We start from the raw sequence: 12,443 nt of genomic DNA, 5'->3' as shown, positions 1-12,443 counted from the left end.
AAGGTGGGCAGGCCATGATACGCCGCTTGGCGTGGAGCGCGGCAAGGGGGCGCCGCCAGGTCATGGCAATGGGGTTGCCGCCATGCGCCGCACGATCGCCTGGGTGCGCGATTGTAGATAGCGTGATTGGGGGTTGACCTCGTAGTAACGCGGGCGTGGCAGCATCACGGCCAGGCGTGCCGCCTCGGTGGGGGTGAGCTGTGCGGCATTTTTGCGAAAGTAGTGGCGCGCTGCGGCTTGCGCACCAAAAATGCCTTCGCCCCATTCCACGTTGTTGAGGTAAATCTCCAAAATCCGCTGCTTGCTCAAAAACGCTTCCAGCGTACGTGCCAGCAGCAGCTCTTGCCCCTTGCGCAAAAAGCTGCGCTCACCCGACAGCAGCAGGTTTTTGGCCAGTTGCTGGGTGATGGTGGAGCCCCCGTAAATTTTGGGCGGCTTGGCGTTGGGGTGGGCCTGGGCTTTTTCCTGGGCTTTCTGGTTGCGCTCCCAGGCGCGTTCAATGGCTTCCCACTGCACGCCGTCGTGCTCCACAAAGCCATCGTCCTCGGCCGTCAGTACGGCGCGCTTGAGGTGGGGGGAGATCTGGGCGTAATCCACCCATTGCTGCTGCCACGTGCGCTGCAGGCCGCTTTGCTGCCAGATGCGCCACATCTCAGAGCGTTGCAAGCTGGTCGATTGCGGGTCCCACCACGCAGCCAGCGCAATGCGCAGCACAAAAAACAGCTGCAGCGCCAAAGCCGCGCACAGCACCAACAGCAGCCAGCGCTCCAGGGCTTTCATGCCAGCGCTTCTTGGGCCAGCACGGCGCGCAGCTCCTGCAGCACTTGCTGCGAGGGCGGGCGCACGCCACTCCACAGCGCAAACGATTCCGCAGCCTGCTCCACCAGCATGCCCAAGCCATCACGGCCGACCGCGCCATGCTGCTGGGCCCAGTCCAAAAAAGGCTGCGCGGCTTGGCCGTACATCATGTCGTAGGCCAGAGAGCCGGGGCGCAAGACGCTGGCTGGCACCGGAATGCCAGCGCCTTGCAAGCTGGCGGCAGTGCCGTTGATGATGATGTCAAAACTGCCACTCAAGCCTTGCTGCTCTTGCGCTAGCAGCTCTACTTTTTGTGATTGGGCGAGGGTGGCATGCGCATCCACCAAGGCCTGAGCCTTGTGGAAGGTGCGGTTGCACACCACCACTTGGCGCGGCTGCTGCTCCAGCAGCGGGCCCAGCACGCCAGCAGCGGCGCCCCCGGCGCCCACCAGCAAAATGGCTTTACCAGCAATCGCTACCCCTGCGTTGCGGGTGATATCAGCCACCAGCCCCAGGCCGTCGGTGTTGTCCGCATGGATGTGGCCATCTGCGCCGATCACCAGGGTGTTGGCGGCACCAGCCAAGGCCACGCGCGGGCTGCGGCTGTGCGCCGCCTGGGCGGCATCCAGCTTGAAAGGCACGGTGATGTTGCAGCCTTTGCCACCAGACTGCAGCAACTGCTGCAGGTCTGCGGCAAAACCGTCCAGCGGCACCAGACGGCGCTGGTAGACCAGCGGCTGCTGCGTCAGCTGCGCAAAGCGGGCGTGGATCCACGGGGAGCGGCTGTGGGCCACGGGGTTGCCCATGACGCAGTACAAATCGGTGGCGGTACTTGGCATGTCGTAAAAGCAAAACGCCGCAGGCTGCGGCGTGGGGCGGTGAAAGCCTTAGCGGACGTTGGTCTCCAGCGTCTGCTCACGGGTGAAGTTAAAGCGCGAAACCACGGCAATCTGGTCGGCCTTGGCACGCATGGCCGGGCCAAAATGGCCGAAAGGCCCTGCCGCGCGCGCAATCGCCTGGGCGCGGGTGTCGAGCTGGCGGTTGCCAGAGCCTTGCACGATTTCGGTCTCCAGCACGCGGCCGTCGTGGTTCACGGTCAGCACCATGACCAGCTCGCCATAGAGCTTTTGGCCTTTGTACTCCGGAAAGTTCTCCGTGCCCTTGTCTTCCACCTTGCGGCGCAGGCCGTCGTAGTAGACGGCATACACCTCTTCGCGCGTGGCGGGGCTGATGTAGCGCTTTTTGGGGCGGGCGTTTTCTTCGTTGATGCGCTTTTCAATCTCGGCCAGCAGCTTGATGAGCTGCTTGCGCTTTTGCTCTTGCTGCTCGCGGTCTTGCTGGGCCGATTGCTCGCGCGGATCAAACTGCGGCATGGTGGAGATTTGCTTGCGCAGCTGCGTCAGCATGACGGCTTGCTGCTCTTGCAGCGCATCCAGCTTTTTTTGCCGCTCTTCAAAATCATCGCCAATGGCGGTGAGGGCCGAATAGGGCAGTGGGCTGGTGGCGCGGCCCTGGGCGGCATCGCCGCCGCCGGCCAAGGCCGCCTGGGCAATGGCCTGCGCTTTTTCCGGTCGCTCCTGCGTGTGTGCATTCACCAAGATCACCTCCAGCGGCGTGTCTTGGAAGACGCGATTGAACTGCTCGGGCGCAACAAAGCGCACGGTCAGCAAAACGGCGTGAATGGCAATCGACACCCCCAAGGTGAGGGTGAGGGTGGACATGGAGCGGAACGCGGCAGGAAGTTTCACGGGTTGGAATTATCAGCGCTGGTGCTATCGGCTTCGTTGACATCTACCGCAATCGCGATGGGGCCGGCTACGCCTTCCTCCTCGTCGTCTGCTGCATCGTCAAGCGGAGCATCATCGCTGGCATCGTCGGGATCGTCCAGCCGCTCGGTCACGGTGCCGTGAATATCCAACGTGATTTCATCAATATCACCCAGTTTCACCCGCACGCGGGCGCCACGCGGCACGGCGGTGCCCGCGACGCTGATGACCAGCGGCAGCGTGTCGGCCCGCACCAGCACGCCGTTGGGGCCGTTGTCTTTGATGACGGCGCCGTCCAGCTCGGTGATGGCGTTTTGCTCCAGGTACTTCAGCGTCCAGAAACGCTCCATGCCCTGCTGGTAGCCGTTGTAGGCGCTGTAGGCGCCGTCAAAGCTGCTGATGATGCCAAACAGCTCCGCATCCTTGGGCTTGAAGGGCGCGGCCAGCGCAGCGGTAGCACCGTGGCGTGCGCAGGCAATGATTTGCCATTGGTTCACCAAGTCCACATAACGGCGCAGGGGCGAGGTGGCCCACGAATAGCTCTTGACGCCCATGCCCGCGTGGGGCAAGGCCTTGGTGGACATGCGCACCTTCACGCCGGGTGCCATGCTGGCCTGGCTGCGGTAGATGCCGGGCACGCCCAGCTCGGCCAGCCAGCCACCCCAGGTGCTGTTGGCCACGATGGCGGCTTCGGCCACGATCAAATCCAGCGGCGCGCCGCGCTTGCGCGTGGTGATGCTGACGATCTCGTTGCCTTGCGGCTCTTCACCGTCATTGCCTTCCAGGCGGAAGGTGTAGTCCGGGCGCGAGAAGTTCTCGGGCTTGCCGCGTACTTGCTCGCGGTCGGCCTTGAGTTGCTGCGCCAGGCGGTGCAAAAACATCAGCTCGCTGCGGCGCTCTTGCAGCTCCGGGGGTGTGCCTTCTACGTGCAGCGAAGGGGTGTGCAGCCATTCTTCGGTGACGATGTGGTCCAGCTTGTCGTGGCGGAAGTTCACGGCCACGGGCACGCGCTCTAGTTTGGTGACCTTGTTTTTGACTTCCAGCGTGGCCTCGTCATAGGTCACGTACAGCGACACGGCGGGGTTGGCACGGCCTTCGTCCAGCGTATAAATCTGCACCACCTCGTCGGGCAGCATGGTGATTTTGTAGCCGGGCATGTAGACGGTGGACAGGCGGGCGCGGCCCAGCTTGTCCAGCTCAGAGCCGGGCGTGATCGCCAGGCCGGGGGCGGCAATGTGAATGCCCACGGTGACGGTGCCGGTGCCCAGGCCCTGCACGGACAGCGCATCGTCGATTTCCGTGGTCATGGAGTCGTCGATGGAGTAGGCCTGCACATCGGCCAGCGGCAAATCGTCCGGTGGCTGGGGTGCAGTCACGTCCGGGAAGCGTGTGCCCTTGGGGAAGTTCTCAAACAGGAAACGCTTCCAGTGGAACTGGTAGGCCGAGTCGATGGCGCCGGCGGCTTGCAGCAGCTCCAGCGGCGCTTTTTGGGCGCTGCGGCTGGCTTCGACCACGGCCTTGTATTCGGGTGCGTTCTTGTCGGGTTTGAACAGGATTTTGTACAGCTCGTCGCGGATGGCCTGGGGCGTAACGCCCGCGACCAACTCTTGCGCCCAGGCGTCAATCTGCGCCTGCAGCTGCTTTTTCTTCTCAATCGCCACCAGGGCCTGCTGCAGGATTTCGGCCGGCGCTTTTTTGAAGCGGCCCTTGCCTGCGCGGCGGAAATAGTGGGGGGCGCCGTACAGCGCAAACAGCATGCCGGCCTGCTCGCTCAGCGGGGCGGACTCGGAGAAATAGTCGCGCGCAATGTCGGCAAAGCCAAATTCTTCGTCGGGCGCGAACTCCCAGGCCAGGTCCAGTTCAATGCTGGCGGCAATCGCTTCGGCCTTGGCAATCAGTTCTGCGGGTTCGGGCTTGTCAAACTTGAGCAGGATGTGGGCGGCCTTGACCTTGACGCGCTTGCCAGAGGCCAGCTCGATTTGGGAGGAGGCATCGGCCTCAGACAGGATACGGCCGGCCAAAAATTTACCGGCATCTTCAAACAATGCGTGCATAGGGGGGTGATTGTCCCATGCCGCGTATTTCCCCCGGAGGTGTTTGCCTCCAGCGCGCAGCACAGGGTGGGGTGTTTAAAAGATGTAGCTGCTAGCGCAGGTTCAATAAGAGTTTGAACATATAAAGTGCTTGAAATCTAGAAATATCAAGCGCTAGCAGCTCTTGTTTTTGAGTGCTGGTTGGGGGGTGGTGCGCAGCTCAAGCCAAATCCAAAAAATCCAGCACGCGCGAAATATGGGTTTCAAAATCACTGAGGGCGTGGTCGCTGCCTTCCAAAATCACGTGCTCGGCCTCCGGGTAGCGCGCCACCATCTGGCGCCAGTCCAGCAATTCATCGCCTTTGGCAAAAATGCCCAGCTGCGGCGCTGGGGCGACATCGGATGTGGCCCTTAAGTCGCGCAGCTCTTGGATGTATTCAGGCCGAAAGAAAAATGCTTCCTCGGGGTTGTGCCAGCTGGTTTGCTCGCCAATGTATTGCTCCAGCGTTTGGTCGGGGAACACGGCGGGGTTGAGCAACACGGCTTTGCATTGCTTGTGCTGGGCCACCCACGTGGCGTAGTAGCCGCCCAGCGATGAACCCACCACCGCCATGTGCGCGCTGGGCCAGGCTTGCACGGTGTCCATCACCATCTCCATGGCGGCTTTGGGGGAGGGCGGCAGTTGGGGGCACCACCATGTCACGTTGGGGTGCTGGGTCTGCACGTAGTGCGCCATGGTGCGGGCCTTGTTGGATTGTGGCGATGAGCGAAAGCCGTGCAAATACAACAAGTGGGTGGTGGGCATGGTGGTGGGGTTCCTCACAAACTTCGGGGGCAGGAGATGGGCCGCATTCGGCAGACACAGCGCTCAGCAGATAATTGCGCGCTATGCCCGCAGAATTTGATAAGCCCAACATTCTTCAACGTATCTTGCCGATGTTTCGCGGCTTTGATCCTATTTTGCTGCTCGTCATTGCCTGGCTGGCGGGGATTGGGCTGCTGGCCATGTATTCCGCAGGATATGACCACGGCACACGTTTTGTCGATCACGGACGCAACATGCTGCTGGCCGCCGCCATTTTGTTTGTGGTGGCGCAGATTCCGCCGCAAAAATTCATGATGGTGGCCGTGCCTTTGTATGCCCTGGGCGTGGCGCTGCTGGTGGCGGTGTTGCTGTTTGGCATTACCAAAAAAGGGGCAACGCGCTGGGTGAATGTGGGGGTGGTCATCCAGCCTTCGGAGATCTTGAAAATTGCGGCGCCGCTGATACTGGCCTGGTGGTTTCACCGCCGTGAAGGTGCGTTGCGCGCGATGGATTTTGTGATCGCCTTTGTGCTGCTGGCCTTGCCCGTGGCGCTGATCATGAAGCAGCCGGATTTGGGCACCTCACTGCTGGTGCTGGCGGCGGGGTTGTCGGTAATCTTTTTTGCCGGCCTGCCCTGGAAGCTGGTGGTGCCTCCGGTGGTGCTGGCCGTGGTGGGCATTACCTGGCTGATCTGGAACGAGCCCTGGCTGTGCGTGGATGGGCAAAGCTGGTACTTGTTGCACGACTACCAGCGCACCCGGGTCTGCACGCTGCTGGACCCCATGCGTGATCCCTTGGGTCGTGGCTTTCACATCATTCAGGGGATGATTGCGATTGGGTCGGGCGGTGTATGGGGCAAGGGCTTTATGGCCGGCACGCAAACCCACCTGGAGTTCATTCCTGAGCGCACCACCGACTTTATCTTTGCCGCCTATTCCGAAGAGTTTGGGCTGCTGGGCAATCTCGCTCTGATCGTTGGATTCTTGCTGCTGGTGTGGCGTGGCCTGGCCATTGCCGCCAAATCGCAAACCTTGTTTGGCCGCTTGATGGCCTGCGCGGTGGCCATGATTTTCTTTACCTACGCCTTCGTGAATATGGGCATGGTCAGCGGTATCTTGCCGGTGGTCGGCGTGCCCTTGCCGTTCATCAGCTATGGCGGCACCGCCATGGTGACGCTGGGGCTGGCGCTGGGCGTGTTGATGTCAGTGGCGCGCTCGCAGCGGCAGTCGCTCGCCGAGCCCAAACATACTTTGTAAATATTGGTGATAGCCATAAATACGCGTTGTTTTTGGATGCACATCCGCTGAACAATGGGGGTAGGCACAGTGCCAGTGCTAATCCTCAGCGCTAATGCTGTGTCTGCCCCTCATTTTTCAAGGAGTGTGTGATGGCAGCTAAGTACGTGCTCAAAAAAGCCAAAAACGGCAAATTCTTTTTCAATCTGCAGGCATCCAATGGGCAGCCTATTCTGACCAGCGAAATGTATGACGCTGTGCAGAATGCTTTGGATGGGGTTGCGTCGGTACGCAAGAACGGCGTGGTCGAAACCAACTTTGACAAGCTTGTTGCCAAAGACGGCTCGCCTTACTTCACCCTCAAAGCGGGCAATGGCCACATCGTTGGTCACAGCGAAATGTATTCTTCGGCGGCCGCACGCGACAACGGCGTTGCTTCGGTGATGAAAAACGCAGCAGACGCCGTGCTGGACGACCAAAGCGCTGCCAGCTAAATAAATCCAGCTATCACTCAAGCCAGTGCGCGGTGAGGTCATGGCAGCGTGCCTACAATTGCTGCCATGATCTCTCGCGAACCCACCATCGAGCGCTTGGCCACGGCCCGGCAACTGCTGCTTGAGCCTTTTGGCTTGGATGAATCCCACCTGTCGCGTGCGCTGGCGGAAATCCGCGCCAACCAGGTGGACGATGCTGACTTGTACTTCCAATACACCCGTGCCGAAGGCTGGAGCTTGGAAGAAGGCATCGTCAAGACAGGCTCGTTCTCCATTGACCAGGGTGTGGGCGTGCGTGCCGTCAGTGGCGAGAAAACCGCCTTCGCGTATTCCGACGATATTTCCGAGGCTTCTTTGCTGGATGCCGCCCGCGCGGTGCGTGCCATCTCCGGTGCGCAGCAGCAACGCAAGGTGCGCATCCCCAAGACCACAATAGCGCCTTCGCGCACGCTGTACCCCGGCGTAGACCCGATTGCAACGCTCAACAGCACGGAAAAAGTCGAGTTGCTGGGCAAGGTGGAAACGCTGGCGCGTGCCAAAGACCCGCGCATCGTGCAAGTGATGGCTGGTTTGGCCAGTGAGTACGACGTGGTGATGGTGGCGCGTGCCGATGGCACGCTGGCGGCTGACGTGCGCCCCTTGGTGCGCCTGTCGGTGACCGTGATTGCCGAGCAAGGTGATCGCCGTGAAGTAGGTTCGTCTGGTGGTGGCGGCCGATTTGGCTTGGCCTATTTCAGCGATGCGCAAATCAATGAATACGTGAACGAGGCCGTGGAGCAAGCCTTGATCAACCTGGATTCGCGCCCGGCCCCAGCAGGTGAAATGACCGTGGTACTGGGCCCCGGTTGGCCCGGTGTGCTGCTGCACGAAGCCGTCGGACATGGCTTGGAAGGGGACTTCAACCGCAAGGGCTCCAGCGCTTTCAGCGGCCGCATTGGCGAGCGCGTAGCGGCCAAGGGCGTCACCATCTTGGATGACGGCACCTTGCCAGATCGTCGTGGCTCGCTCAATGTGGATGATGAAGGTTGTGCCACCCAGGCCAATGTGCTGATTGAAGATGGCATCTTGAAAGGCTACATCCAAGACGCGCTCAATGCACGTTTGATGGGCGTGAAGCCCACCGGCAATGGCCGCCGTGAAAGCTATGCTAGCTTGCCCATGCCGCGCATGACCAATACCTACATGTTGGGTGGCGATAAAGACCCGCAGGAAATCATCGCCTCTATCAAGAAGGGCTTGTACGCAACCAATTTTGGCGGCGGGCAGGTGGATATCACCAGCGGCAAGTTTGTCTTCTCGGCCAGCCAGGCGTACTGGGTGGAAAACGGCAAGATTCAATATCCCGTCAAGGGTGCTACCTTGGTCGGCAATGGCCCCGAGTGCATGAAAAAAGTCAGCCTGATTGGCAATGACATGCGTTTGGACAGCGGTGTGGGTACTTGCGGCAAGGAAGGCCAGAGCGTGCCTGTGGGCGTGGGCCAGCCCACCATGCGTATCGATGGGCTTACGGTCGGTGGCACTGCTTAAATTGATTTGTTTTGCAGGAATTCTGCTTTCAAATTGAAAAATGCTGATTCATATTTTTGAATCAGCATTTTTTGTGGGTTATTTTGGAATATTCCTGAATTGTGGTTCTTGTGCCTTGTTGCGGTGCACGATGTACGGTGTTAAAGTCATCCGCTATGCAAGTTCGTAGCGCTTTCTATTTTTACTTTTGGTTCTCGGTCCATGGCGGATGAGAGGCAATAGCTCGCACACACGAACAAATCCTCTTCAAAAAACCGCCGAAGCTGAAAAGCCCGGCGGTTTTTTTTATACCCAACGATTTCACACTCACAAAGAGGCAGACATGACAGCACACAACTATGGCGAAGCTTGGTATCGCAGCTCGGTCAACCACAAAACAGGACATACCGACGACGAACGCATCCAGGAAACCACCGTGCTGCCCCCTCCCGAACACCTCATCCGCTTTTTCCCCATCCATGCGACAGCCGTTGAAACGCTGGTTGCCCAAACCCGCAGTGCCATCCGCAACGTCATGCATGGCCGTGGTGATGACCGCCTGCTGGTGATTGTGGGGCCTTGCTCCATCCACGACCCTGCAGCAGCGCTGGATTACGCCCGCCGCCTGGCCGATGTGCGTGAGCAGTACAAAGACACGCTGGAAGTGGTGATGCGCGTGTACTTCGAAAAGCCCCGTACCACGGTAGGCTGGAAGGGGTTGATCAACGATCCCTACCTGGATGGCAGCTACCGCATTGATGAAGGACTGCGGATTGCGCGCCAGTTGCTGATCGACATCAACCGCCTGGGCGTGCCCGCTGCCAGCGAATTTTTGGATGTGATCTCGCCCCAGTACATCGGTGATTTGATCAGCTGGGGTGCCATCGGTGCGCGCACCACCGAAAGCCAGATTCACCGCGAGTTGGCTTCCGGCATCTCGGCACCGATTGGCTTCAAGAACGGTACAGACGGCAATATCCGCATTGCGACCGACGCCATCCAGTCGGCCAGCCACGGGCACCATTTCTTGTCGGTTCACAAAAACGGTCAAGTGGCCATCGTGCACACCACGGGCAACCCTGATTGCCATGTGATTTTGCGTGGCGGTAAAGCGCCCAACTACGACGCAGCCAGTGTGGAAGCCGCATGCGCTGATTTGGAGAAGGCGGGCTTGCCAGCCAGTTTGATGGTGGACTGCAGCCATGCCAATAGCCTGAAGCAGCATGAGCGCCAAAAGCAGGTGGTGGCTGATATTGCGGCGCAAATCGCGTCGGGCTCACAACGCATCTTTGGCGTGATGCTAGAGAGCCATTTGGTAGCCGGCGCGCAAAAGTTCACGCCTGGCAAGGATGACATCTGCGGTTTGAACTACGGCCAGAGCATTACCGATGCATGCATCGGCTGGAATGACACGCTGGATGTGCTGGAACAACTGTCGGGCGCAGTGCAGGCACGCCGCACTCTGGCGGGTGCCTTGCAGACCGAAGCAGTGGCATAAGCCTGGGTTGGGGCGGGTCGCAAGACCCGCCCCCAGGTAGCAAATGTCTTTGGGGTGACTTTTGCCTCTAAGGCTTATGGGCATTGCATGAGTAGCTCTTATTTTTTCACTGATTTATGTGGTGATTCAGGTACATCACCTCTTAACGCGGGGGCTGCCTGTCGCTAAGCTGTAGCCATGTTTTTCTTGCATTGCTTGCTATCCCGAAAGGCCCAACATGATCAGTGAAGTCATTGTGCAATTGAGTACTGAACAGCAATTCCGCGCTGCGGTCGATCGGCTCGCTCCCATGGGCAATGAAGAGGCACGCCGGTGGCTTGATGAGCAGTTCACCGTGCTGGAGTGCGAGCCTTTGCGCCCCAGCGGCAAGGTATTGCTGGCCGATAAGGTGCTGGTGGTGGCACGTGAAGCGGGTGAACGCCGTTTGTCTGATGAGGCATGGTTTCAGACCTATGCGCGTGCAGCGCATGCGGTGCTGGGGCGCCCCGTGATCAAGGTGGATGTGGCCGCCATGACGGTGAGCTACTGAACGCGTCACCACGTGCAAAGTGGCTGGTAAGGGTTGGTGTGGTAGACAGCCCTTCAACGCCAGCCGTGCTATCAAAAAAGCCGACTGCATACAGTCGGCTTTTTTATGGGGGTATGGGGGGGCGCCTTTAGGCGGTGGCAAATTGGTCTTGCAACGCCGTGAGCAGCTTGCCGTGGATGCCGCCAAAGCCACCGTTGCTCATGCACACGATGTGATCGCCGGGGCGGACATGGGCCAAAACTTGGCGAACCAGAGTGTCGATGTTGTCCGTGGTGAAGGCTGCATCGCCCAAGGCTTCCAAGGCTTCGGCCGCGTTCCAGTCCAGTCCGGCAGTGTGGCAAAACGCCAGGTCGGCTTCCTTGAGCGACCAAGGCAGTTGCGCTTTCATGGTGCCCAGTTTCATGGTGTTGCTGCGCGGCTCAAAGACGGCCAGGATGCGCTGCTGCTGGCCTACGCGCTGGCGCAGTCCGTCCAGCGTGGTGCGGATCGCGGTGGGGTGGTGGGCGAAGTCGTCGTACACGGTAATGCCGACGACGGTGCCGCGCAGCTCCATGCGGCGCTTGACGTTGTGAAAGCTACCCAGCGCCTGCGCAGCCACAGCAGGTGCAACGCCCACATGTTCTGCCGCGGCAATCGCTGCCAACGCATTGAGCTGGTTGTGCTCGCCACTGAGTTCCCACTCCACACGGCCAACCTTGCGGCCTTGCTGCAGCACGTCAAAAGCGTGGTGTTCGCCCAGGGCGGTGAAGTCGCTTACAGCGGCGCCGAATGTGCGCTGCTCGCTCCAGCAGCCTTGGTGCAGCACGCGGGTCAGGGCTTCTTCCAAACCGTTGATGACCACGCGCCCCGATGCGGGCACGGTGCGCACCAGGTGGTGGAATTGGCGCTCAATCGCCGCCAGATCCGGGAAGATGTCTGCGTGATCGAACTCCAGGTTGTTCAGCACCGCCGTGCGTGGGCGGTAGTGCACAAACTTGCTGCGTTTGTCGAAAAAGGCGGTGTCGTACTCGTCGGCCTCAATCACAAACAGCGGGCGCTCTTGCTCTGGGGCTTTTTCTCCCAGGCGCGCTGAGACGCCAAAGTCCAGGGGCACACCGCCCACCAAGAAACCGGGCGTCAAACCTGCGCACTCCAGAATCCACGCCAGCATGGAAGTGGTGGTGGTTTTGCCGTGCGTGCCGGCCACGGCCAGCACATGGCGGCCTTGCAGCACATGCTCGCTCAGCCACTGGGGGCCGCTGGTGTAGGGCAGGCCTTGGTCCAAAATGGCTTCCATCAAGGGGAACTTGGGGCTGCCTTCTTCCAGGTGCTGGCGGCTGACCACGTTGCCAATCACAAACATATCGGGCTTGAGCGCCAGTTGCTCCACGCCAAAGCCTTCGATCAGCTCAATGCCCAAGGCGCGCAACTGGTCGCTCATCGGGGGGTAGACGCCAGCATCGCAGCCGGTCACGGTATGGCCCGCCTCGCGTGCCAGCGCAGCGACACCGCCCATGAACGTGCCGCAAATGCCCAAGATATGAATATGCATGGCTGGGCATTCTACGGCGGTGGCTGGCGCTGGCATGGCTTGGTGATGCGAGCATGTGCAAAAGCACGCTTGCACCTATAAAAGGAGCAACTTGCGCTTTATTTATAAGCATTTGCAATGCTTTGGTTTGCCAAAACCTTGTTGATTGATCGCTAAATGCTCTTGTTTTTATATGAATGCAATAGTCTGTACGCAGGCAGGTTTTGGAAAAAGCCCTGCACTGCCCACCTTTCCCATAATGGCGGCTT

The 12,443-nt window shown here is 59.9% G+C and carries 11 protein-coding genes; 5 read left to right on the top strand and 6 right to left on the bottom strand.

The window, feature by feature from the left end; genetic code table 11:
* Nucleotides 1–60: 60 nt before the first annotated feature.
* The 5 genes from mtgA to QEP12_RS03610 all read right to left on the bottom strand — a co-directional run bounded on the left by mtgA (nucleotide 61) and on the right by QEP12_RS03610 (nucleotide 5,402).
* A complete protein-coding gene (gene mtgA, locus QEP12_RS03630; RefSeq protein ID WP_284213365.1) occupies nucleotides 61–780 on the bottom strand; it encodes a monofunctional biosynthetic peptidoglycan transglycosylase in 720 nt (239 codons plus the stop codon).
* A complete protein-coding gene (gene aroE, locus QEP12_RS03625) occupies nucleotides 777–1,637 on the bottom strand; it encodes a shikimate dehydrogenase (protein WP_284213364.1) in 861 nt (286 codons plus the stop codon). Before aroE ends, mtgA begins: the two co-directional genes overlap by 4 nt.
* Before the next feature lie 48 nt (nucleotides 1,638–1,685).
* Nucleotides 1,686–2,546 (bottom strand): energy transducer TonB, encoded by an 861-nt coding sequence (locus QEP12_RS03620; RefSeq protein ID WP_284213363.1) that lies wholly within the window; start codon nucleotides 2,544–2,546, stop codon nucleotides 1,686–1,688.
* Nucleotides 2,543–4,618, bottom strand: a complete 2,076-nt coding sequence (locus QEP12_RS03615) for a ribonuclease catalytic domain-containing protein (protein ID WP_284213362.1) — start codon at nucleotides 4,616–4,618, stop codon at nucleotides 2,543–2,545. The genes QEP12_RS03620 and QEP12_RS03615 overlap by 4 nt, the downstream gene beginning before the upstream one ends.
* Before the next feature lie 199 nt (nucleotides 4,619–4,817).
* Nucleotides 4,818–5,402 (bottom strand): YqiA/YcfP family alpha/beta fold hydrolase, encoded by a 585-nt coding sequence (locus QEP12_RS03610; protein ID WP_284213361.1) that lies wholly within the window; start codon nucleotides 5,400–5,402, stop codon nucleotides 4,818–4,820.
* An 83-nt stretch (nucleotides 5,403–5,485) separates the two neighbouring features.
* Here QEP12_RS03610 and rodA point away from each other — a divergent pair, with 83 nt between their 5' ends.
* The 5 genes from rodA to QEP12_RS03585 all read left to right on the top strand — a co-directional run bounded on the left by rodA (nucleotide 5,486) and on the right by QEP12_RS03585 (nucleotide 10,664).
* Entirely contained in the window at nucleotides 5,486–6,658 is a 1,173-nt protein-coding gene (gene rodA / locus QEP12_RS03605; protein ID WP_284213360.1) for a rod shape-determining protein RodA, read from the top strand.
* 131 nt (nucleotides 6,659–6,789) lie between these two features.
* The gene (locus QEP12_RS03600) at nucleotides 6,790–7,131 is read left to right on the top strand and encodes a YegP family protein (protein ID WP_219163918.1); all 342 of its coding nucleotides are present in this window, start codon (nucleotides 6,790–6,792) and stop codon (nucleotides 7,129–7,131) included.
* Between the two features lie 66 nt (nucleotides 7,132–7,197).
* Complete coding sequence (tldD, locus tag QEP12_RS03595; protein WP_284213359.1) at nucleotides 7,198–8,658, top strand: metalloprotease TldD; 1,461 nt, start codon at nucleotides 7,198–7,200, stop codon at nucleotides 8,656–8,658.
* Between the two features lie 322 nt (nucleotides 8,659–8,980).
* Nucleotides 8,981–10,135 (top strand): 3-deoxy-7-phosphoheptulonate synthase, encoded by a 1,155-nt coding sequence (locus QEP12_RS03590; protein WP_219163920.1) that lies wholly within the window; start codon nucleotides 8,981–8,983, stop codon nucleotides 10,133–10,135.
* Nucleotides 10,136–10,352: 217 nt separating this feature from the next.
* Nucleotides 10,353–10,664 (top strand): hypothetical protein, encoded by a 312-nt coding sequence (locus QEP12_RS03585; protein WP_174863636.1) that lies wholly within the window; start codon nucleotides 10,353–10,355, stop codon nucleotides 10,662–10,664.
* A 127-nt stretch (nucleotides 10,665–10,791) separates the two neighbouring features.
* Here QEP12_RS03585 and mpl read toward each other — a convergent pair whose 3' ends face one another.
* Complete coding sequence (gene mpl / locus QEP12_RS03580; protein WP_284213358.1) at nucleotides 10,792–12,195, bottom strand: UDP-N-acetylmuramate:L-alanyl-gamma-D-glutamyl-meso-diaminopimelate ligase; 1,404 nt, start codon at nucleotides 12,193–12,195, stop codon at nucleotides 10,792–10,794.
* Between the last annotated feature and the right edge of the window lie 248 nt (nucleotides 12,196–12,443).

The sequence above is a fragment of the Comamonas jiangduensis genome (assembly GCF_030162955.1).
Lineage (GTDB): Bacteria > Pseudomonadota > Gammaproteobacteria > Burkholderiales > Burkholderiaceae_C > Comamonas > Comamonas jiangduensis.
This window is presented reverse-complemented; position numbering and strand designations above follow the sequence as displayed.